This window comes from Aeromicrobium sp. 50.2.37 (assembly GCF_024655735.1).
In the GTDB taxonomy this organism is placed as follows: Bacteria; Actinomycetota; Actinomycetes; order Propionibacteriales; family Nocardioidaceae; genus Aeromicrobium.
Map to the genome: position 1 here is coordinate 9513 of NZ_JANLGG010000030.1, position 17414 is coordinate 26926.

The window sequence follows — 17414 nt, forward strand, 5'->3', positions numbered from 1 at the left end:
CCCCGACCCCCCCGCGGGGCACCCGCACCCACAGCCCCCGCCCGGCGGTGGAGTATCCACCGATGGGCGCGCCGAGACCGAGGCATCGGTGAGTTCTCAACCACAGCGACGCTCCTGCAGTTGAGAATCCACCGATGCCCCAGGAGTGCCCGCAGGTTCGGCCGCGCCGCACCCCGCCGTCCGGTCGAGGCCCTCTCGGAGATCGAGCCAGGACCAAGCCGGAGCAGCGCAGCCGCAGGTCGGCGCCGGCCGAGAGCGACGCAGCCGCAGGGTGGAACACGAACGACCCCGCAGCCGCCGAAGCAGCCACGGGGTCGATCAGGAGCGAGGAGGTCTCAGACCCCGCCACCCAGGAGCAGTCCGCCGTCAGCGGTGATCGTCTGGCCGGTGAGCCAGGCGGCGTCCTCGGAGAGCAGGAAGCCCACGACGCCGGCGATGTCGTCCGGCAGGCCCAGGCGCTTGAGCGGGTACGGCGCGGAGACCTCGTCCTCGCGGCCCTCGTACAGAGCCTTGGCGAACTTCGTCTTGACCACGGCCGGGGCCACCGCGTTGACGCGGATGTCGGGGCCCAGCTCGACCGCCAGCTCCTCGGTCACGTGGATGAGCGCGGCCTTCGAGGCGCCGTACATGCCGATCATGGGCGCCGGCTTGAGGCCGGCCACGGACGCCACGTTGACGATCGCGCCGCCGTGCTCGCCCATCCACTGCCCGTAGGCCTGCTGCGCCCACGCGACGGCGGAGAGGACGTTGACGGCGAAGATCTTCGCCGCGGCCTCGAGGTCGATGTCGATCATCCGGCCGTACACCGGGTTGATGCCGGTGTTGTTCACCAGGAAGTCGAGGCGCCCGAAGGTCTCGATCGCGGTACGCACCGCCTCCTCCTGGTGCGCCGTGTCGTCGCCAGACCCGGCGACGTACATGGCCCGCCCGTCACCAAGGGTGGCCACGGCCTCCTCGAGCGCGTCGGCCTTGCGAGCCGTGATGAGCACCTGCGCCCCGTCGTCGACGAGTCGCTGCGCGATGCCGAGACCGATGCCCCGGCTGGCGCCGGTGACGATCGCGACCTTGCCGTCGAAGCGCCCCATCAGGAGAGCCGCTCGATGACCATGGCCATGCCCATGCCGCCGCCGACGCACATCGACTCGACACCGAACTGCTTGTCGTGCCACTGCAGCGAGTTGATGAGCGTGCTGGTGATGCGGGCGCCGGTCATGCCGAACGGGTGACCCACGGCGATCGCGCCGCCGTTGACGTTCAGCTTGTCCATCGGGATGCCGAGGACCTTGGCCGAGCCCCACGACTGCACCGCGAAGGCCTCGTTGATCTCGTACAGGTCGATGTCGTCGATGCCCATCCCGGCGTTGCGCAGGGCGGCCGGGATGGCCTCCACCGGACCGAGGCCCATGATCTCCGGCGAGAGGCCCGTGACCGCGGTCGAGACGATGCGCGCGAGCGGCGTGAGGCCGAGGGCCTTGGCCTTCTCGTCGCTCATGATCACCACGGCGGCAGCACCGTCGTTGAGCGGGCACGCGTTGCCCGCGGTCACGGTCCCGTCGGGACGGAAGACCGGCTTGAGCTGGCTGACCGACTCCATCGTCACCCCGGCGCGGGGTCCGTCGTCCTTGGAGACGACGGTGCCGTCGGGCAGCGTGACCGGGGTGATGTCCTTGGCCCAGAAGCCGGACTCGATCGCGGCCTCGGCGAGGTTCTGGCTGCGCACGCCGAACTCGTCCTGCTCCTCACGGCTCATGTCCAGGTGCTGCGCGACGTTCTCGGCCGTCTGGCCCATCGCGATGTAGAGGTCGGGCAGCTCACCGCTCTCCCGCGGGTCCGTCCAGGTGTCGGCACCGCCCTCGGCGCGCTTGGCGGTGCGGGCGATCGCGTCGGCGAACAGCGGGTTCTCCGAGCCGGGCAGGTCGGAGAAGCCGTTCTGGAAGCGGCTCACCGTCTCCACACCCGCGGAGATGTAGGCGTCACCCTCGCCGGCCTTGATGGCGTGGAAGGCCATGCGGGTGGTCTGCAGCGACGACGAGCAGTAGCGGTTCACGGTCACACCGGGCAGGTGGTCCATCCCCGAGAGCACGGCCACCGCGCGCGCGAGGTTGTGGCCCGCCTCGCCGGCCGGCTGGCCCACGCCCAGGTGCAGGTCGGTGATGTCCTTCGGGTCGAGCCCGGGGACCTTCCCCAGCGCGGCCTGCACCATCTGCACGGTGAGGTCGTCCGGACGCATGTCCTTCAGCGAGCCCTTGACGGCGCGCCCGATGGGCGAGCGGGCGGTCGAGACGATGACGGCTTCGGTCATGGTGCTGCCTTCCGGTGGTGGGAGTCGTGCGAGCCCGGCAGGGGTGCCGGGGTCCGTGATCTGCTGGGGCGGCGTGGGGGCGGGTGCTCAGAAGCCGAGGTCGCGGCCGATGAGCTCCTTCATGATCTCGTTGGAACCGGCCCAGATGCGGGTCACGCGAGCGTCACGCCACGCGCGGGCCACGCGGTACTCGTTCATGAACCCGTACCCGCCGTGGATCTGGACGCAGTGGTCGAGGACGGAGTTCTGCAGGTCCGACGTGTACCACTTGGCCTTGGCGGCGTCGACGGCCGTGAACCGACCCTCGGCGTGCGCCGCGACGGCCTGGTCGAGGTAGGCCTCGGCCACCTCGACCTTCGTGACCAGCTCGGCGATGAGGAACTTGTTCCACTGGAACGCACCGATCGACTGGCCGAAGGCCTTGCGGTCCTTTGCGTACTGGATGGTCTCGAGCAGGATCTGCTTGGCGTGCGCGACGTTGGAGATGGCGCAGCTGAGTCGCTCCTGCGGGAGCTTCTGCATCATGTGGATGAAGCCGCGGTCGATCTCGCCGATGATGCGGTCGTCGCCCACGCGGACGTTCTCGAAGAACAGCTCGGCGGTGTCGGACTCGGTCTGGCCGACCTTGTCGAGCTTGCGGCCGCGGCTGAAGCCCTCGTCGCCGGCCTCGATGGCGAACAGGGTGATGCCCTTGGCGCCCTTCTCGGGCGAGGTGCGCACGGCGGTGACCACCAGGTCGGCGCTGTAGCCGTTCGTGATGAAGGTCTTGGAGCCGTTGATGACCCACTCGTCGCCGTCGCGCACGGCGGTGGTCTTGAGCGCGGCGAGGTCGGAGCCGCCACCGGGCTCGGTCATGCCGATGGCCAGGAGGCACTCCCCCGTGGCGATCTTGGGGAGCCAGCGCTCCTTCTGCTCCTGGGTGCCCAGCTCCACGATGTAGGGGGCGGTGATGTCGGAGTGGATGCCCACGCACGAGGCCAGGGCGGCGCTGACCTTGCTGAGCTCCTCGGCCCAGACGGCGTTGAAGCGGAAGTCCTCCGCGCCGGAGCCACCGAGCTCCTCGGGGATCTCCAGGCCCAGGAGCCCCATCTCACCCGCGGCGAGCCAGAAGTCGCGCGGGATGGCCTTGTCCTCGATGTACTGCTCGATGTTCGGCGCGACCTTCTTCGCCAGGAACGTCGCGCAGGTGTCGCGGAAGTCGTCGTGGTCAGCGGTGTAGACGGTGCGGTCCATCGGGTCCCTCGTGCTCGGGTGCGGGCCTGGTTCACTACGCGCGGGTAGGTAAGCGCTTGCTTAGCGTGCCCGGCATGGGCCATGCTGTCAACCGACGAAAGGGACCTGTGATGACAGCCACGGCACGCGAGCGACTGCTCGAGGCCGCCGTCGAGGCCTTCGCCGAGAAGGGCTTCACGGCGACCACGACCCGCGACATCGCGGCACGCGCCGGCATGAGCCCTGCAGCGGTGTACGTGCACCACGACACCAAGGAGAGCCTGCTCTTCACGGTCAGCATCGACGGGCACCGCTCGGCGCTCCACGTGGTGGAGTCCGGCGACGATCCCGCCGCCACGCCACCGGAGCGGCTCCGACGCCTCGTGCACGACTTCAGCGCCTGGCACGCCTCGCACAGCCGGGTCGGCCGGATCGTCCAGTACGAGTTCGACGCCCTGACCCCCGAGCACCGCGCCGAGGTCGCCGCGCTGCGCCGCGCGATCGAGCGCAGGCTCCAGCAGGTGCTCGAGTCCGGCGTGGCGTCGGGCGACTTCGCGGTCGACGACCTGGTGGGCACGGCACGCGCCATCCTGAGCCTCAGCATCGACCTGGTGCGCTGGTTCTCCCCCACCGGGCCGCAGACACCCGCCGACGTCGCCGAGCTGCACGCACGGCTCGCCCTGCGCATGGTGCTGGCCCACGACGACTGACGGCGCCCACCCCGCGGGGTGGGCGCCGTCAGGCTCGGGCTGGTGCGAGGCTCAGGCCTGCAGCACGGCCTCCGCGTTGATCGTCAGCGTGATCTTGTCGCCGATCATGACCTTGTCGCCCTCGAGCGGGATGTTGAAGTCGATACCGAACTCCTTGCGGCTGATCTCGCCGGTGGCCTCGACACCCACGCGGGTGCCGCCCCACGGGTCGCCGCCCTCGCCGAGGAAGTCGACGTTCAGCTCGAGCGGCTTGGTGACGCCCTTGATCGTCAGGTCACCCTGCACGACGTAGGTCTCGTCGGACTTCTGCACGACGCCGTTCGTCGTGAACGTCATCTTCGGGTGCGTCTCGGTGTCGAAGAAGTCGCTGGAGCGCAGGTGCGCGTCGCGGTCCGCGGTACCGGTGTTGATCGAGGAGAGGTCGACCTCGACGGTCACGGTCGAGTCCGTGATCGGGTCCTTCGTCACGAGGGCGCCCTCGAACGTCTCGAACTTTCCGCGCACCTTGCTCATGATGTGGCGGACGGCGAAGCCGATCTCGGTGTGCGTGGGGTCGAGGTTCCACGTGCCGGTGGTGATGGTGCTCATGGTGTCTCCTGAAGATGGGGATCGAGGTCCTTGGTTGAACCTTCAACGTTCTAGACGTTAGCATATAGTTGAAGACTCAATCAACACTCTCGACCGGGATCCCTCCCGCACTAGGATGTGCTCATGACCACAGCGCCCACCGACACCCCGTGGCTCGACGCGGACCAGCAGCAGTGGTGGCGCTCCTACATGGGTGGCACGACCGTGCTGATCGACCAGCTCGACCGCGACCTCCGTGCCGCCCATGACCTCTCCATGGCCGAGTACGAGATCCTCGTGCGCCTCTCCGAGGCCGAGGACCGCTCCATCCGCATGGCCGAGCTCGCCGCCGCCGTGTCGCACTCGCGCAGCCGCATCACCCACACCATCGCCCGGCTCGAGCGCGACGGCATCGTGCGACGCACGGCCAGCTGCACCGACGGGCGCGGCGTGAGCGCCGTGCTCACCGACCACGGCTACGAGGTCCTCGGCCAGGCCGCCCACACCCACGTGCGCGGCGTCCACGAGTACCTGGTCTCGCGCTGCAGCCGCGAGGACCTCGAGGCCGTGGGCCGCGTGTTCGAGGCCGTCCGTGCCGGCCTGGAAGGTCGCCGCTTCTAGTCGAGGCATTGCACGCGTGCTATGGACATTCATAGCACGCGTGCAATAGCGTCGGCGGTGTGAAGGACATCCGGGACGAGGCGCTCTACGCGGGCGTCGTGGCGCAGGTCGTCGCACGGCGGACGGAGCTCGGGCTGTCGCAGCGCGAGCTCGCCGACCTCTGCGGCACCACCCAGTCGGCCATCGCCCGGTTCGAGTCGGCCAGCCGGCCACCGAAGCTCGACACGCTCGCTGCGGTCGCCGAGGCCCTCGACTGCACGCTCGAGGTCACCTTCCGCGCCCGCACGCGACCAGCCCGGACCCCACCGGCACAGACCCGACCGGCGCAGACCCGACCGGCACCGACCCGATCGACCGAGGAGACCCCATGAGCACACGCGTCGACACCGAGGACGTCGCCTCCACCAGGAGCGAGCGCGTGCTCGCCGTCGTCCTCGTCGTCTTCCTCCTGATCGGCTCCGGCTGGTCCTACGTCAAGATCGACGACTGGGTCGGCGGGTCCCGCGCCTGGGAGTACACCGCGGCCGAGCAACGGTCGATCGATGCGGCCGACACCGCCGAGGACCGCGCGTGGCGGGCCGAGGAGGCACAGGACACGGCGTTGACCGACCTCGAGCTCGCACGGGAGAACCTCAGTCTCGCGATCGAGCAGGGCCAGCCCACCGAGTCGCTCACCGAGACGTTCGAGGAGGCCCAGACCGAGTACGCCGAGGCACGCGCCGAGGCCACGACGGCACGGACGCGGGCCGACGCCGCCCAGAAGGCCGCCGACGACGCGTACGCGGCCTCCGAGGACCGCGGTCGCGGCAAGGACGGCCGGTACTGGATCGTGGCCCTGCTGCGCCTGGGGTTCGTCGGGGCGCTCGTCGGCGGGTCGCTGCGCCTCATCACGGTGCAACGCGCCCGAGAGTCCCGCTACCTGACGCTCGGGCTCTCGGCGGTCGCTGCCTCGACCCTCACCGCCGTCTGGTTCGCCGGCGACTACATCACCGACTACATCGACGTCCTCGAGCTGGGGCCGTTGGTGCTGTCGGTGCTCGGCGCCGGCGCGACCGTCGTGGCCTTCGTCGCCCTGCAGCGGTACCTCGCCCGCCGCGTGCCCCGCAGCCGGGTGCGCAAGGGCGAGTGCCCGTTCTGCGGGTTCCCGGTCAGGGGCGACGGCCCGCACTGCGAGGGGTGCGGCCGCGAGGTCGTGGGCGAGTGCGGCGCCTGCTCCAGCCCTCGTCGGGTCGGCTCGCCGCACTGTGCCGTCTGCGGCGCCGACTGACGCGGCCCGGTCAGGTGTCGAGGTCGGGTGCGCACCGCAGCACCGTGCCTCGACGCACGAGCGGCCCCGTCACCGCGAGGTGACGGGGCCGCTGCGTGAGGGTGTGGTCAGTCGCGCGTGAGGCGACGGTGCGTGACGCGGTGCGGGCGCGCCGCCTCCTCGCCGAGGCGCTCAATCTTGTTCTCCTCGTAGGAGGCGAAGTTGCCCTCGAACCAGAACCAGCGTCCGGGCTCGTCCTCCGTGCCCTCCCAGGCCAGGATGTGGGTCGCGATGCGGTCGAGGAACCAGCGGTCGTGCGACGTGACCACGGCGCAGCCGGGGAAGTCGAGCAGCGCGTCCTCCAGCGACGACAGCGTCTCGACGTCCAGGTCGTTGGTCGGCTCGTCGAGCAGCAGCAGGTTGCCGCCCTGCTTGAGCGTGAGCGCCAGGTTCAACCGGTTGCGCTCACCACCGGAGAGCACCCCGGCCTTCTTCTGCTGGTCCGCACCCTTGAAGCCGAACGAGGCCACGTAGGCGCGGCTGTTCATCTCGAAGTTCGCGACCTTGATGAAGTCGAGCCCCTCGGAGACGACCTCCCACACGTTCTTGTCGGCCGCGATGCTGCCGCGGGTCTGGTCGGCGTAGGAGATCTTGACCGTCTGGCCGACGTCCAGCGACCCGGCGTCGGGCTGCTCGTGGCCGGTGATCATGCGGAACAGGGTGGTCTTGCCGACGCCGTTGGGCCCGACGACGCCGACGATGCCGGCGCGCGGCAGCGAGAAGCTGATGTCGTCCCAGAGCGTCCGCCCCTCGAAGCCCTTGGTCAGGTTCTTGGCGTCCAGCACCACGTCACCCAGTCGGGGGCCGGCGGGGATGTTGATCTCGCTGGTGTCGATCTTGCGGTCGCGCTCGGCGGCGGCGGCCAGCTCCTCGTAGCGGGCCAGACGGGCCTTGCTCTTGGCCTGGCGGCCCTTCGCGTTGGAGCGGACCCACTCCAGCTCCTTCTCGAGCATCTTGGCGCGCTTGGCGTCCTTGGCCCCCTCGACCTTGAGCCGGTCCTTCTTGGTCTCGAGGTAGGTGGAGTAGTTGCCCTCGTAGCCGTGGATGCGACCACGGTCGACCTCGGCGATCCACTCGGCCACGTTGTCGAGGAAGTAGCGGTCGTGCGTCACGGCCAGGACGGCGCCCGGGTAGGTCTTCAGGTGACCCTCGAGCCACTGTACGGACTCGGCGTCCAGGTGGTTGGTGGGCTCGTCGAGCAGCAGCAGGTCGGGCTGCTGGAGCAGCAGCTTGCACAGCGCCACCCGGCGACGCTCACCACCGGACAGGTGGTCCACCAGCTCGTCCGGCGGCGGGCAGCGCAGCGCGTCCATCGCCTGGTCGAGCCGGGAGTCGAGGTCCCAGGCGTTGACGCTGTCGAGGAAGGTCTGCAGGTCACCGGTCTCGGCCATCAGGGCGTCGTAGTCGGCGTCGGGCTCGCCCATCTCGGCGTACGCCTCCTCGAGGCGCTTCATCTTGCCCTTGACCTCGGAGACGGCCTCCTCGACGTTCTCGAGCACGGTCTTGCCGTCGGTGAGCGGCGGCTCCTGCTGCAGCATGCCGACGGTGGCGTCGGGGTCGCGCACGAGGTCGCCGTTGTTGGGCTGGTCGAGCCCGGCCATCAGCTTGAGCAGCGACGACTTGCCCATGCCGTTCGGGCCGACGACGCCGATCTTGGCGCCGTGGAGGAAGGAGAGGGTGACGTCGTCGAGGACGACCTTGTCGCCGTGGGCCTTGCGGACGTTGCGGAGGGAGAGCACGTAGTCAGCCATAGGCGTCCCAGCCTAGCGAGACGTCCCTGCCGTGCGACCGCCGCGGGTCTCAGCCCAGGGCGCGGACGATCCCGCTGCGATACCGCTCGTACCGGTCCAGCTCCGCCTGCAGCGGTGCGAGGACCGTGTCTCGAGCCACCTCGTCCACGGTGCGGCGGAGCGCCGCCTCGGCCTGCTGGGCGCGCCGCCGAGCACTCGCGCGGACGGCGACGCGGGCCAGCACCGCCAGGACGACACCCGCCGCCAGGCCGCCCACGAGGAGCAGCAACGGCAAGGAGAAGCCCAGCACGACGGGGGCGTCGGGGACCTCCCACCCGGCGACCCGGCTCGCGAGCTCGACCGCGCCCCAGCCCACACCTGCGACGAAAGCCACGAACGCCAGCCACTGCAGCACGTCCACGAGCCTCCACCACACAGGCGTGCGGGACAGCCCGAGGTCGATGCGGTCGACCGTGTCGTCGAGCTCGCGGACCACGTCGTCGCCGGTGCGGACCGACGCGTCGCGCACCGCGTCGCGCCAGGGCCGCTCGAGACCGACCGCGGCCTTCTCGGCGGTCTCGCGGACCGCGGACTCGGCCTGGGCGCGCTGCACGTGACCGATCGACGGCCGCACCGCCCGCGTGAGCGACGCGACCGACCCCGTCGGGTCGATGCCGAGCTCGCGCAGCGGGTCCTTGCGGAGCCGTCCCACCCAGCGCAGCGGTGGCCAGCCCGTGTGGCGTCGAGCCGTGCGCAGCGTCGAGGCCTCGACGGCCTCGACCAGCTGCGGGGCGCCGACGCTGTCGAGCAGGGCGAGGTCGAGAGCCTGCCGGTCGATGTCGGTGATGCCGGGGATGTCGGCGCGGCCGCCGGTCGCGACGACCCGCTCGGCGGCCTCGGCCACGTCCTGGGCCAGCCGATCCTTGGCCGACGCCTTGGCGCGGATGCGCCGGGCCAGCTCGCGCTTGAGGTCGTCGACGCCGTCACCACGATGCGCCGACACACCGATGACCGGCACGTCCGGCAGACCCTCGCGCTCGAGGATCGCGCGCACGTCGCCGAGGGCGCGCTCACGGTCGGAGTAGTGGATGCGGTCGATCTGGTTGAGCACCACCAGCGTGACGTCGCTGTAGCCGGCCATGGGTCGGATGTAGCGGTCGTGGATGGCGGCGTCGGCGTACTTCTGCGGGTCGAGCACCCAGACCAGCAGGTCGGCGTACTGCACCAGGCGGTCCATCTCGAGGTGGTGCGACACCTCGGTGGAGTCGTGGTCGGGCAGGTCGAGCAGGACGAGGCCGTCGAGCTTGGTGTCGGCCGAGGAGTGGTCGAGCATGCTCATCCGCGACACCTGGTGCCGCGCCGGGATCCCCATCCACTCGAGCAGCTCCTGCGCTCCGTCGGGACCCCAGGAGCAGGCGAGGGCCCACGACGTGGTGGGTCGGCGCACGCCGACCCCGGCGAGCTCGAGGTCGGTGAGGCAGTTGAACAGCGACGACTTGCCCGACCCGGTGGCGCCGGCGAGCGCGACGATGGTGTGCTCGCCGGACAGCCGCAGCCGGTCCGACGCGCGCTCGGCCAGCGCCGCGGCCGGGTCGAGGACGTCGTCGGCGAGACGGTCACGGGCGGCCTCGACCGCCTCGCTCAGGCCGTCGAGCCGGGTGGCGACGTCGGACCGCTCACCGCCGAAGACCTTCTCCGCCACACGCGCGACGGGCCCGGGACGCTCGGTCATGCCGCCACCTCCGTGAGAAGAGCAGAGTACGAAGGCGCCGGCATGACGTGCCGGTCGATCCCTCGCTGGCGCTCGGTCATGAGGCTGTCTCTCCGTCCAGGAAGTCGATGTGTCGTGCGTAGTCTGCCCGACGCGCGGCCTCGCGGAGCCTGGTCTGCGCCGCCTCGATCGTCGTCGGGTCGGTCAGGAGGTCGAGGTAGCGCTTCTGCTCGCTCTGCACCAGCGTCTGCATCGACGAGACGAGCGAGGTGTGGGCGCGCTCGGCGAGGTCGCGGACGGCCTGGTCCCCGAAGATCGCCTCCAGCAGCTTCTGCGCTACGACCGCCGTGCCGCCGGCCACGCCGACCTCGGCGCCGGTGAGGCCGGCCGAGCCGCCGACGAAGACGACCACCATGAGCGCCACGCCGATGCCGTTGACGCCGAACGCCAGGAACTTGGCGGTCATGCGCTTGTCGGCCCCCTCGGCGCGCACCATGTCGAGCACCTCGGCCTGCCAGTCCCGCACCAGGCGCTCGGCCTTGACCCGCACGTCGCGGGACGCGCGGTCGAGGCCACGCTCGGTGGCGATGAGGGCGCGGCCGGACTCCAGCGAGGACCAGGACCGGTAGACGGCCTCGGCGGCGGACTCGAGCTGCTCGACGACGATCGTCTGCAGACCGCTCTCGACGGCCTCGCTGACCTCGGCCGAACGGGTGCGCTTGCCGGTGACCTGGTCGACCAACCGGTCCCGGATGCGGCTGACCCGCTCCTCGACCGACCGGAGCAGCTCGCCGTTGCCGACGTAGTCCTGCCAGCGCGACAGCACCTCGCCCCGCATCACGGTGCCGTCGGCGGTCTTGCGGGTCAGCAGGTCGGCGGCCTCGCGGTACACGCCGGTGGCGTCGTCGTGCAGGCGCTGGGCGGTGGCGCGCTGCTCGTCGAGCGCGTCGGCCACGGTGTGCGACCGCATGACGTTGTGGCGGACAGCGCCGTCGAGGGTGCCGAAGACCACCGCAGCGCGTCCCTCGGGATCGGCCGCGAGGTCGCGCAGCCACCCGATGATCGGGGCGACGGCCTGGCGGGGCAGCAGCCCGTCCTCGCCCACGGCGGACTCGGGGACGGTGAACAGCGGGGAGTCGGAGAGCCCGCGTGAGGTCATCATCCTTGCCAGGTGGCCCCGGACCTCGACCACGGCGTCGTCGTGGGTGCGGTCGAGCACGACGGCCACGGACGTGCTCCGCTCGGCGGCCTTGCCCAGGTAGTCCCACGGCACCTGGTCGGCGTAGCGCGCGGCGGAGGTGACGAACAGCCAGAGGTCGGCGGCGGCGAGCAGCTGGGACGCCAGCTCGCGGTTGCCCTGGTCGATGGAGTCGATGTCGGGCGCGTCGAGGATCGCCAGGCCCCGCGGCACGCCGGTGGACTCGGCGAGGCGCAGCGCGTGGACGTCGTTCGTCACGGCCTGCGTGCGAGGCAGCTCGGGCAGGATGCGGTCGGGCTGGAACCACTCGGCGTCGGCGGGGTGGTGCACCAGCACCGGCGAGCGGGTGGTCGGACGCAGCACGCCGGACTCGGTGACGGGCTCGCCGACGAGCGAGTTGACGAGCGTCGACTTGCCGGCACCGGTGGAGCCGCCCACGACCGCGAGCAGCGGGGCTTCGAGCTGCACTAGCCGCGGGATGACGTAGTCGGACAGCTGGTCGACGATCTCGGCCCGGGCCGCGCGCACGTCGGAGACGCCGGGCACCTCGAGTCCGAGGGGGGCGGTGGTCACGTCGGTGAGCAACCTGCTCAGCGCTCCCAGCAGCTCAGCCGAAGCATGTTCGCTGGGCACCGGCGGTCCTCCCGTCCTGACGTCGACGACCTGGGTTCTCTCCCGCCCCAGGGCTGGGGACCAGGTTAGTGGACCGGACACGGCTCGCGCGCCGCTCCCACGCCCTCACGCGCGCGGGACGGCGCGGCGGGCCACCGGCAGCGGCGGTGGGAGCCTGAGCGCGGGTCGCAACGCGTACATGGCGTCGAGCAGCGCGTACGTCCGCTCGACCCCGTGCGGCTTGGCGTGGCCGCTCATGATCGCGTCGTGCAGGAAGGCCATCTCGGTGGCCAGGCGCTGGTAGCGCCGCACGACCTTCCCCGCCACGCGGCCGTGGCTGGAACGGGCGTGCTTCCGGGCCTTCTTGCGGTATGAGAACCGCGAGAGGTAGGGGATCTCCGCCGGGTGGATCCAGCCACGCTCGGCCACGTAGGACAGCGACCGCTCGAGCGTGCGCACCTGTCGGACGCGCGTGACGACGGCGATCACGCCGACGACCAGCAGCACGAGGCCGAGGGCCAGGTACACCAGGACGAACCCGGCTCCGCCGCCGTAGGAGAGCGAGGCGTTCCAGAGGCCGTGCAGGGCGACGCTGACGGCCATGCCGACCACGCCGATCACCACCTTGAGGACCTTCGAGCGGACCAGGACCGCCAGGCCGAGGGCGATGCCGAAGGCGGAGGTGAACAACGGGTGCGCGAACGGACTGACGACGCCGCGCACGAAGAACGTGCCCGCAGCACCTTCGGCACCGGCGACGGGGATCTCGGGCGAACCGAGGTAGCTGGCGGCGTAGTAGCCGATGTTCTCCACGAAGGCGAAGCCGAGGCCGACGAGCCCGGCGACGACGAGCCCGTCGAGGAAGCCGTCGATGATGCGGCGCCAGCGCAGGAAGGTGAACAGCAGGAAGAGGCCCTTGGCCGGCTCCTCGGACAGGGGCGCGACGAACGAGGCCAGCTGTTGGTCGGTGAGGTCGGCCACCTCCGCGACGACGAGCTGGACGACGAGCGCGATCGCGACGGCGCCGACGCCACCCCACACGAAGGCGGCCACCTTGTAGCGACGGGGCTCCGGCTCGTAGCGGTCCAGCCACCAGTACACGAGCCACAGCACGGGCAGCGGGATGAAGGCGTACAGGACGGCCAGGCGCGCGCCCTCGGCGTCGCCCGCGCTGGCGGCGAAGATGCCGACCGCGACCAGCCCGATCACGACGCCGATGCCGACGAGCACCATGAGGAGGGTGCGACCGCGCTGGCGCGGTGTCTCGCGGTAGCGGGGCAGACGGCGCGGGATCTCCCCGCGGCCCGCCTCCTGCGGCACGGCGACGTCGTCGGCGTAGGGCTGGCTCACCCGCAGGAGCCTAGGCGAACCGGTCCTCCCCCGCCCTCTGCCACGCAGGCCCTCCCCACGATTAGGCTGGGGCCAAGCCCCCGTAGCTCAGTTGGATAGAGCAAGAGCCTTCTAATCTCTGGGTCGCAGGTTCGATTCCTGCCGGGGGCGCTCAGCCCTACCGGTGGATCCCCACCCTCAGACGGTCTGCTGGCGTTGTTCAGGCACCGATGGGCTCAGGCCGGTGCGTCGAGGGCGGCGAGCTCGTCGGGCGTCAGGTCCACGTCGGCGACGCGGAGGGCGGAGTCGAGCTGCTCGACTCCGCTCACGCCGACGATGGGTCGTACCTCGGGTCGTGAGGCCATCAACCAGGCGAGCACGACGACCGAGCGAGGCACGTCGTGGTCGGCTGCGACCTCGTCGAGCGCCGCCAGCCGCCGGGTGGACCCCGGGTGCTCGTACGGCTCGGGGAACGGACGGTCGGCCCGGTCGTAGGCGCCCTGCACGAGCGGTGAGTACGCCCACAGCTCCATGTCGGGGTGCTCGGAGACGTAGTCGATCGTCTCGTCGGTCACGAAGCCGAAGCGGTGGTCCTTGCCCTCCACTGCGGCGCCGGGCCGGGGGTGCAGGTACGAGGTGGTCAGCTGGAGCGCCGTCCAGGGCTCGAGCCCACGGTCCAGCGCGATCGCGCGCCCACGCTCCACCCGCCACGTCGGGTGGTTGGAGACCCCGAGCCGCCGGACCGATCCGGCCTGCACGAGGGCCCCGAACGCCTCGACCGTCTCCTCCAGCGGGGTGCGCCGGTCCTCGCCGTGGGCCCAGTACAGGTCGATCACGTCGACCCCGAGCCGACGCAGGCTCGCCTCACAACCGGCCCGGACGACGTCGGCCGACATCCCCTCGACCGTGGCGCCGTCGACGCGCGGGTGGTCCAGCGGCTCCATCCCCACCTTCGTGGCCAGCTCCACCCGGTCGCGCCGGGAGGGGTCGGCCGCGAGCCACCGACCGAGCGTCTCCTCGCTCTGCCCGCCGTGACCCGACCGGTCGGACCAGAACGAGTAGCAGTTCGCGGTGTCGAGGGCGGTCCCCCCGGCGTCGACGAAGCGGTCGAGGAGCGCCCGAGAGGTCCGCTCGTCGGTCCGGGTGCCGAAGTACATGGTGCCGAGCACCAGCCGACTGACGTCCATGCTCCCGTTCTACCCCAGGAGCACAGCCGCTGGTACCTGCCCTCGGCGGCCGGTGGTGGCTAGACTTCGCTGCGGCGATGGATCCCGCCGGGAGCCTCGTGCTCCGAACCGCCGACCGTGGCTGATGGTTTCCTGTCCGACGACAGGAGAGGCATGTCCGGAGTCCCCGAGATCCCCGACGACCCCGATCTCGACGTCGACGATCCGCGGACCGCGGGGGCCGCACCGCGGCCGGCGCACCTGCGACCGTCGCTCGTCGCACTGGTGGCGCTGGGCGGCGCGGCCGGGTCGGCCGCACGCCACGGCGTCCAGGTCGCGCTCGGCTCCGTCGACCGGCTTCCGCTCGGCACGCTCGCTGCGAACGTGGTCGGTGCGTTCACCCTCGGCCTCCTGCTCGAGCTGCTCACCCGCCCCGGAGCCGACCACGGCCGCCGGCGGGACCTGCGTCTGCTCCTCGGGACCGGCTTCCTCGGTGGCTTCACCACCTACAGCGCCTTCGCCCTGGAGACCGAGCGTCTGGTCGCGGCCGGTGAGCCGGCACTCGCCCTCTCCTACGCCCTCGCGACGGTGGCAGGCGGCTTCGCTGCCTCCGTCCTGGGCGTGGCGACCGGGCGGACGTGGCGCAGACGGGCCGGACGGGGATCGCCCGGACGGGGATGGCGCCGATGACCACCCTCCTCATCGCGCTGGCCGGCGGTCTCGGCTCCGCCGTGAGGTTCGTCGTCGACGCCGTCGTCACCGGGCGTCTCGGCTCACGGCTCCCCTGGGGCGTCGTGGTGGTCAACCTGACCGGCTCGTTCGCCATCGGCGTCGTGGCCGGCTCGACGTCGGGCCTCACCGAGACGGTGGTCGCCACGGGCTTCCTGGGCGGCTACACCACGTTCAGCACGGCCAGCCTGGACTCCGCGCGGCTCACGCTGCGCGGCCGCGGAGGTACCGCCGTCGCGCACGCCGCGGGCACGGCGTGCGCGTGCGTCCTGGCCGCGGCGGCCGGGATCGCCGTCGCGTGACGCACGAAGGGCCCCGCACGAGGTGCGGGGCCCTTCGGGACGAGCCGAGTCAGGCAGCGGAGGTGATGGCCTGCTGCAGACCCGCCGGGCTGACGTCGTCGACCTTCTTGCCACCGACGTAGACGGTCGGGGTGCCGCTGACCTCACGGTCGCCGTCCTGCGCCGTCTCCTTGGCCTTCTCGATCCACGGGACGAACTTCTCCGTCTTCACGCACTGCTCGACACCCGTGATGCCGAGGCCGTCGAGCGCCTCGACCAGGGCCGAGTTCTCGGGGCCGGCGGTGCCCTCGTCGGGCTGGTTGGCGTAGAGGTAGTCGTGCACGGCCACGTAGTCCTCGACGCCTCCGGAGTCGAGGGCACAGATCGCCGCGTTGGTCGAGCGCGAGGAGTACTCGTTCAGGCTCTGGCCGTCGAGGAACGAGAAGGGGCGGTAGACGATCGTGATGGCACCGGACGCCACCTGCTGCTTGAGGAAGGCGCCGGACGCCTGCTCGAAGGAACGGCAGGCGGGGCACTGGAAGTCCTCGTACAGCTCGACCTCGACCGGCTCGGCGTCGGCGGTCGCCTCGCCACCTGCCGCGGCGGTGTCGTAGACGATGCCGTAGTCCTCGGTGGCGTTCTTGGGCGCGACCAGCTCGGTGTTCTTGGCGTTCTGGTCCGACGTCGTCTTGATGGCGTAGCCACCGACGGCGACCAGCGCGATCACGACGACCACGATGGCCACCGTGATGACGTTGCGCTGGCGCTTCTCGGCCTTCTCGCGCTCCTTGCGCATCTGCTCGGCTCGCTGCTTGCGGTCGTTGCTCACGTGGTCTGGCTCCTGTGCGGCGTCGTGGGGCACGGCGGAAGCACGGTCGGTCCGCCTGTCGTGGGGCACAACGATCGTCGAGTCCCCTCGGTTCCCCGGAAGGCTACCCGCCGTGGTCTCGTGCCCGGCGGCCTCGTCGGCCCCGCACCATGGCCTAAGGTGCCAGGCGTGAACGACAAGCTGGTGTGGATCGACTGCGAGATGACCGGACTCTCCTTGGAGGACGACGCCCTCGTCGAGGTCGCGGCCCTGGTCACCGACTACGAGCTGAACGTGCTCGGCGACGGCGTGGACCTAGTGATCAAGCCGCCGGCGAAGGCGCTCGAGCAGATGAACGAGGTCGTCACCCGCATGCACACCGCGTCGGGACTCATCACCGAGCTCGACGCCGGGACGACGCTGCGCGACGCCGAGGAGCAGGTGCTCGACTACGTGCGCCAGTTCGTGAAGGAGCCCCGCAAGGCACCCCTCGCCGGCAACACCATCGGCACCGACCGCGCCTTCCTCGCCCGCGACATGACCGAGCTCGAGGGATTCCTGCACTACCGGGTCGTCGACGTCTCCTCCATCAAGGAGCTGGCTCGCCAGTGGTTCCCCCGGGCCTACTTCGCCGCTCCCCCGAAGGCCGGCCACCACCGCGCTCTGGAGGACATCGCCGACAGCATCGACGAGCTGCGCTACTACCGACGCACCGTCTTCGTGCCCGACCCCGGGCCCGACTCCGACACCGCTCGCACCGTCGCCACGCAGATCACCGAGAAGCCGACGTTGGGCCCGTCCGGCTCCTGACGGGCCACCGTCCAGGACCCCCACGACCGTGGGCTATGATCGTCCACGCCGTGGCGGGGTTCCGCCGCGCATGGTGGGCGTAGCTCAGTTGGTAGAGCACCGGCTTGTGGTGCCGGTGGCCGCGGGTTCAAGTCCCGTCGTCCACCCCGTCGAACGAAGCCCCCGGACCCGCCCGGTCCGGGGGCTTCGTCATCGGCTCTGGCACCGTGTAGGCTTGTCAGCAGTTGTAGACGTTGGTTGTGCCAGAAAGATCGAGCACCCGGGTTCCCCCGGATGCTCCGCTTCTCCCGGTTGATGCGCGTCGCGACACCCCCGTCGCATA

At 71.0% G+C, this 17414-nt stretch carries 17 protein-coding genes and 2 tRNA genes; 9 read left to right on the plus strand and 10 right to left on the minus strand.

Annotation, left to right across the window (positions count from 1 at the left end):
- Window positions 1–335: 335 nt before the first annotated feature.
- The 3 genes from NUV38_RS14505 to NUV38_RS14515 form a co-directional block, all read right to left on the minus strand.
- Window positions 336–1085, minus strand: coding sequence for an SDR family oxidoreductase (locus tag NUV38_RS14505; protein WP_257729805.1), 750 nt, complete (start codon window positions 1083–1085; stop codon window positions 336–338).
- A complete protein-coding gene (locus NUV38_RS14510) occupies window positions 1085–2302 on the minus strand; it encodes an acetyl-CoA C-acetyltransferase (protein WP_257729806.1) in 1218 nt (405 codons plus the stop codon). Before NUV38_RS14510 ends, NUV38_RS14505 begins: the two co-directional genes overlap by 1 nt.
- 87 nt (window positions 2303–2389) lie before the next feature.
- Window positions 2390–3535 carry an acyl-CoA dehydrogenase family protein gene (locus NUV38_RS14515; protein WP_257729807.1) on the minus strand — a complete coding sequence of 382 codons (1146 nt, stop codon included), beginning with the start codon at window positions 3533–3535 and terminating at the stop codon, window positions 2390–2392.
- A gap of 110 nt (window positions 3536–3645) precedes the next feature.
- Here NUV38_RS14515 and NUV38_RS14520 point away from each other — a divergent pair, with 110 nt between their 5' ends.
- Window positions 3646–4224: a TetR/AcrR family transcriptional regulator gene (locus NUV38_RS14520; RefSeq protein WP_257729808.1), complete on the plus strand. Its 579-nt coding sequence runs from the start codon at window positions 3646–3648 to the stop codon at window positions 4222–4224.
- Window positions 4225–4275: 51 nt separating this feature from the next.
- Here NUV38_RS14520 and NUV38_RS14525 read toward each other — a convergent pair whose 3' ends face one another.
- On the minus strand, window positions 4276–4812 hold the full coding sequence (locus NUV38_RS14525) for a YceI family protein (RefSeq protein ID WP_257729809.1): 537 nt from the start codon (window positions 4810–4812) through the stop codon (window positions 4276–4278).
- A 123-nt stretch (window positions 4813–4935) separates the two neighbouring features.
- On the opposite strand from NUV38_RS14525, the gene NUV38_RS14530 reads away from it, so the two are divergent.
- The 3 genes from NUV38_RS14530 to NUV38_RS14540 are packed head-to-tail and all read left to right on the plus strand — an operon-like array spanning window position 4936 to window position 6679.
- A complete protein-coding gene (locus NUV38_RS14530; protein WP_257729810.1) occupies window positions 4936–5412 on the plus strand; it encodes a MarR family winged helix-turn-helix transcriptional regulator in 477 nt (158 codons plus the stop codon).
- A 59-nt stretch (window positions 5413–5471) separates the two neighbouring features.
- Window positions 5472–5783 carry a helix-turn-helix transcriptional regulator gene (locus tag NUV38_RS14535; protein WP_257729811.1) on the plus strand — a complete coding sequence of 104 codons (312 nt, stop codon included), beginning with the start codon at window positions 5472–5474 and terminating at the stop codon, window positions 5781–5783.
- Window positions 5780–6679 carry a hypothetical protein gene (locus tag NUV38_RS14540; RefSeq protein WP_257729812.1) on the plus strand — a complete coding sequence of 300 codons (900 nt, stop codon included), beginning with the start codon at window positions 5780–5782 and terminating at the stop codon, window positions 6677–6679. The genes NUV38_RS14535 and NUV38_RS14540 overlap by 4 nt, the downstream gene beginning before the upstream one ends.
- Before the next feature lie 107 nt (window positions 6680–6786).
- Here NUV38_RS14540 and ettA read toward each other — a convergent pair whose 3' ends face one another.
- From ettA to NUV38_RS14560, 4 genes are all read right to left on the minus strand, one after another.
- Window positions 6787–8469: an energy-dependent translational throttle protein EttA gene (gene ettA / locus NUV38_RS14545; protein WP_257729813.1), complete on the minus strand. Its 1683-nt coding sequence runs from the start codon at window positions 8467–8469 to the stop codon at window positions 6787–6789.
- Between the two features lie 49 nt (window positions 8470–8518).
- Window positions 8519–10180 (minus strand): GTPase family protein, encoded by a 1662-nt coding sequence (locus NUV38_RS14550; RefSeq protein ID WP_257729814.1) that lies wholly within the window; start codon window positions 10178–10180, stop codon window positions 8519–8521.
- Between the two features lie 76 nt (window positions 10181–10256).
- On the minus strand, window positions 10257–11930 hold the full coding sequence (locus NUV38_RS14555) for a dynamin family protein (protein WP_257729815.1): 1674 nt from the start codon (window positions 11928–11930) through the stop codon (window positions 10257–10259).
- A gap of 165 nt (window positions 11931–12095) precedes the next feature.
- On the minus strand, window positions 12096–13319 hold the full coding sequence (locus tag NUV38_RS14560; protein ID WP_257729816.1) for a PrsW family intramembrane metalloprotease: 1224 nt from the start codon (window positions 13317–13319) through the stop codon (window positions 12096–12098).
- A 76-nt stretch (window positions 13320–13395) separates the two neighbouring features.
- Between NUV38_RS14560 and NUV38_RS14565 the strand changes: the two genes are divergently transcribed.
- A tRNA-Arg gene (locus NUV38_RS14565) sits at window positions 13396–13469 on the plus strand.
- Between the two features lie 65 nt (window positions 13470–13534).
- Here the strand turns inward: NUV38_RS14565 and NUV38_RS14570 are convergent.
- Window positions 13535–14485 (minus strand): aldo/keto reductase, encoded by a 951-nt coding sequence (locus tag NUV38_RS14570; protein WP_257729817.1) that lies wholly within the window; start codon window positions 14483–14485, stop codon window positions 13535–13537.
- 153 nt (window positions 14486–14638) lie between these two features.
- Between NUV38_RS14570 and crcB the strand changes: the two genes are divergently transcribed.
- Together crcB and NUV38_RS14580 are read left to right on the plus strand one after the other, a co-directional pair.
- The gene (gene crcB, locus NUV38_RS14575) at window positions 14639–15154 is read left to right on the plus strand and encodes a fluoride efflux transporter CrcB (RefSeq protein WP_257729818.1); all 516 of its coding nucleotides are present in this window, start codon (window positions 14639–14641) and stop codon (window positions 15152–15154) included.
- Window positions 15151–15495, plus strand: a complete 345-nt coding sequence (locus NUV38_RS14580) for a CrcB family protein (protein ID WP_257729819.1) — start codon at window positions 15151–15153, stop codon at window positions 15493–15495. The genes crcB and NUV38_RS14580 overlap by 4 nt, the downstream gene beginning before the upstream one ends.
- A gap of 49 nt (window positions 15496–15544) precedes the next feature.
- Here the strand turns inward: NUV38_RS14580 and NUV38_RS14585 are convergent, their stop codons facing one another.
- The gene (locus NUV38_RS14585; RefSeq protein WP_257729820.1) at window positions 15545–16303 is read right to left on the minus strand and encodes a DsbA family protein; all 759 of its coding nucleotides are present in this window, start codon (window positions 16301–16303) and stop codon (window positions 15545–15547) included.
- Between the two features lie 168 nt (window positions 16304–16471).
- Here NUV38_RS14585 and orn point away from each other — a divergent pair, with 168 nt between their 5' ends.
- Together orn and NUV38_RS14595 are read left to right on the plus strand one after the other, a co-directional pair.
- Window positions 16472–17092: an oligoribonuclease gene (orn, locus tag NUV38_RS14590; protein ID WP_257729821.1), complete on the plus strand. Its 621-nt coding sequence runs from the start codon at window positions 16472–16474 to the stop codon at window positions 17090–17092.
- Window positions 17093–17165: 73 nt separating this feature from the next.
- A tRNA-His gene (locus tag NUV38_RS14595) sits at window positions 17166–17238 on the plus strand.
- Window positions 17239–17414 lie beyond the last annotated feature (176 nt).

Bases quoted from the DNA above. Each gene is read 5' to 3' on its own strand.
- NUV38_RS14505 (WP_257729805.1), bottom strand. From the start codon at position 1,085: ATGGGGCGCTTCGACGGCAAGGTCGCGATCGTCACCGGCGCCAGCCGG.
- NUV38_RS14510 (WP_257729806.1), bottom strand. From the start codon at position 2,302: ATGACCGAAGCCGTCATCGTCTCGACCGCCCGCTCGCCCATCGGGCGC.
- NUV38_RS14515 (WP_257729807.1), bottom strand. From the start codon at position 3,535: ATGGACCGCACCGTCTACACCGCTGACCACGACGACTTCCGCGACACC.
- NUV38_RS14520 (WP_257729808.1), top strand. From the start codon at position 3,646: ATGACAGCCACGGCACGCGAGCGACTGCTCGAGGCCGCCGTCGAGGCC.
- NUV38_RS14525 (WP_257729809.1), bottom strand. From the start codon at position 4,812: ATGAGCACCATCACCACCGGCACGTGGAACCTCGACCCCACGCACACC.
- NUV38_RS14530 (WP_257729810.1), top strand. From the start codon at position 4,936: ATGACCACAGCGCCCACCGACACCCCGTGGCTCGACGCGGACCAGCAG.
- NUV38_RS14540 (WP_257729812.1), top strand. From the start codon at position 5,780: ATGAGCACACGCGTCGACACCGAGGACGTCGCCTCCACCAGGAGCGAG.
- ettA (WP_257729813.1), bottom strand. From the start codon at position 8,469: ATGGCTGACTACGTGCTCTCCCTCCGCAACGTCCGCAAGGCCCACGGC.
- NUV38_RS14550 (WP_257729814.1), bottom strand. From the start codon at position 10,180: ATGACCGAGCGTCCCGGGCCCGTCGCGCGTGTGGCGGAGAAGGTCTTC.
- NUV38_RS14570 (WP_257729817.1), bottom strand. From the start codon at position 14,485: ATGGACGTCAGTCGGCTGGTGCTCGGCACCATGTACTTCGGCACCCGG.
- crcB (WP_257729818.1), top strand. From the start codon at position 14,639: ATGTCCGGAGTCCCCGAGATCCCCGACGACCCCGATCTCGACGTCGAC.
- NUV38_RS14580 (WP_257729819.1), top strand. From the start codon at position 15,151: ATGACCACCCTCCTCATCGCGCTGGCCGGCGGTCTCGGCTCCGCCGTG.